The sequence below is a fragment of the Mesorhizobium sp. M4A.F.Ca.ET.090.04.2.1 genome, from assembly GCF_003999085.1.
GTDB lineage: Bacteria > Pseudomonadota > Alphaproteobacteria > Rhizobiales > Rhizobiaceae > Mesorhizobium.
This window is the reverse complement of the sequence record NZ_RZOT01000696.1, coordinates 1-2461: the sequence shown is the minus strand read 5'-3', so window position 1 is coordinate 2461 and position 2461 is coordinate 1. Positions and strand designations below refer to the sequence as shown.

The 2461-nt window shown below is 63.3% G+C and carries 3 protein-coding genes; all 3 read right to left on the bottom strand.

The genetic code is table 11. The features are described 5' to 3' along the window. Nucleotides 1-824 (bottom strand): EamA family transporter RarD (gene rarD, locus EN781_RS30550; protein WP_127400632.1); only part of this gene is annotated, 824 nt, incomplete at its 3' end. Between the two features lie 121 nt (nt 825-945). Beyond that, nucleotides 946-1473, bottom strand: coding sequence for a hypothetical protein (locus EN781_RS30545; protein ID WP_126055685.1), 528 nt, complete (start codon nt 1471-1473; stop codon nt 946-948). Nucleotides 1474-1477: 4 nt separating this feature from the next. Continuing rightward, on the bottom strand, nt 1478-2461 hold a 984-nt coding region (locus tag EN781_RS30540; protein WP_281034408.1), incomplete at its 5' end, for an alpha-isopropylmalate synthase regulatory domain-containing protein.

Sequence of the window (2461 nt, the reverse complement as noted above, 5' to 3'; positions counted from 1 at the left end):
CTGCCGAACGGCTCGTCGAAGACGAGCACGGCGATCAGGAACACCATGGTCGGCGCGATATACTGCATGATGCCGATGGTGGAGAGGCGCAGCAGCCTGGCGCCGAAGGCAAACAGCAGCAGCGGCACCGCGGTGATCGGGCCGCAACCGATCAGCAGTGCGGTGTCGGAACCAGTGCTGGAGACGAAATGGTCCTGCCCGGTGGCGATCAAGTAGCCGATATAGCAAAGCGCCGGCACCGAGAGCAGCAGCACTTCGAGCAGAAATCCCTGGCTCGGGCCGATCGGCAGCGTCTTGCGGAAGAAGCCGTAGGCGGCGAAGGAAAATGCCAGCGCCAGCGACACCCAGGGCAGCTTGCCGGCCTCGATGGTGAGCACGGTCACCGCGATGGCGGCCAGCGCAACCGCCGCGATCTGCAGCCGGTCGAGCCGCTCGCCGAGCAGCAGCGCACCGACGACGACTACCACCAGCGGATTTATGTAGTAGCCGAGCGCGGTCTCGACGGTGCGGTCGACCGCGATCGCCCAGACATAGATCCCCCAGTTGACCGAGATCAGCGTCGCCGTCAGCGCCGCCATGGCGATGCTCTTGGGCGAGCGGATCGCGGCCTTGAAATCGGCGGTGCGACCGGCCCAGACCAAAACGCATGCGGCGATCGGCACCGACCAGACGATGCGGTGGCAGATCACCTCGATCAACGGCAGATGCGCCACCGCCTTCATGTAGAAGGGCAGCAGCCCCCACAAGAAATAGGCGCCCAGCGCCAGGAAGAAGCCGCGGCGGGCCTTGGCATCTGCGTCAAGCTGAGCTGTCTCGGTGACCATGGCCCAACGCTATGGCCCAGCCGGCCATGCAAGACCATCACAAAATTATGATGGATCAATGGACTTTTGGTGATGGTTCAAGCGGTTGACTTCGCTCCAGGTGCCGAGACTGAGTGCCAACTCAGTGCTGGGCGGGTTTCTCGACAAGCTCGAAGAAAAGCCGGTCGGGTGCCCCCTCATCGTGCCTGAAGCCGGTCAACTCTGCCGCCAGATCGAGAGGAATGTCGAAGACATAGTCGACATCACCTTCCTTGTCCTGCTGTGAAAACGCTCGCTGCCGCAGGGTTTCAAAGGAGGCTGGAAGATCTCCCGTGGTTTGGAGATCGCTGACCTCCTTGTCGCCGCTGTGCCAAACCCTCCAGATATTCTTACCGGCGCTCCAGAGCTCGGCGCGAGAAAACATCGTGTGTTCCTCGATATGCACGACGACCAGTTCCCTGCCCTGCGAGAACGCCGACAGGTAGCTGTCAGGAGGATTGGGAAAGCTGCAGTAGCCAAGGATGATGATCGCCCAGTTCTTGTCGCTGCGATAAGCATTCACCGGCGAATCGAAATCGTCCGATGAACCGCCGACTTCCCTGCCGAACAAGGCCGCGGCTTCCTTGATCCCGTAGCCCCGGAAGCCAAACCAGCTGATCGAAGAGCCCAAGCGCCTACTCCGCCGCCACCAGCCCCGCCATGTCGCGGTTCTTCATCAGCTTGTAGATGATCGAATCCATCAGCGCCTGGAAGGAGGCGTCGATGATGTTTTCCGACACGCCGACCGTCCACCAGCGGGCGCCGCTGGAATCGTGCGATTCGATCAGCACGCGCGTGATCGCTTCGGTGCCGCCATTGAGGATACGCACCTTGAAGTCGGCAAGCTCGAGGTCGCCGATCTCGTTCTGGTACTTGCCGAGGTCCTTCCTGAGCGCGATGTCGAGCGCATTGACCGGGCCATGGCCCTCGGCGACCGACATCTTCTCCTCGCCATCGACCATCACCTTGACGATCGCCTCCGACACCGTCTTCAACTGGCCGTTGGCGTCGAAGCGACGCTCGACCATGCAGCGGAAGGAGGTGACATTGAAGAACTCCGGCAGGCCGTGCAGCATCTTGCGAGCGAGCAGCTCGAAGGAGGCGTCGGCGCCCTCATAGGCATAGCCCTCCGCCTCGCGCTCCTTGACAACGGCGATCAGCGCATCGAGCCGATGGTCATCCTTCGGCACGTCGATGCCGCGCCGCTTCAGCTCGGCGAGGAAATTGGCCTTGCCGCCCTGGTCGGAGACCATGACGCGGCGGCGGTTGCCGACGGCTTCCGGGGGCACGTGCTCGTAAGTCGCCGGCTCCTTGGCGAGCGCCGAGGCATGAATGCCGGCCTTGGTGGCGAAGGCGGAGGCGCCGACATAGGGCGCCTGCGCTTCCGGGGCGCGGTTGAGCAATTCGTCGAAGGCCCGCGAGAGCCTCGAAATGCCGGTCAGCGCTTCAGTCGAAATGCCGGTCTCGAAACGATCGGCGAAGGCCGGCTTCAGCGCCAGCGTCGGGATGATGGAGATCAGGTTGGCGTTGCCGCAGCGCTCGCCGATGCCGTTCAGCGTGCCCTGGATCTGGCGCACGCCGGCCTCGACGGCGGCCAGCGAATTGGCCACCGCCTGCCC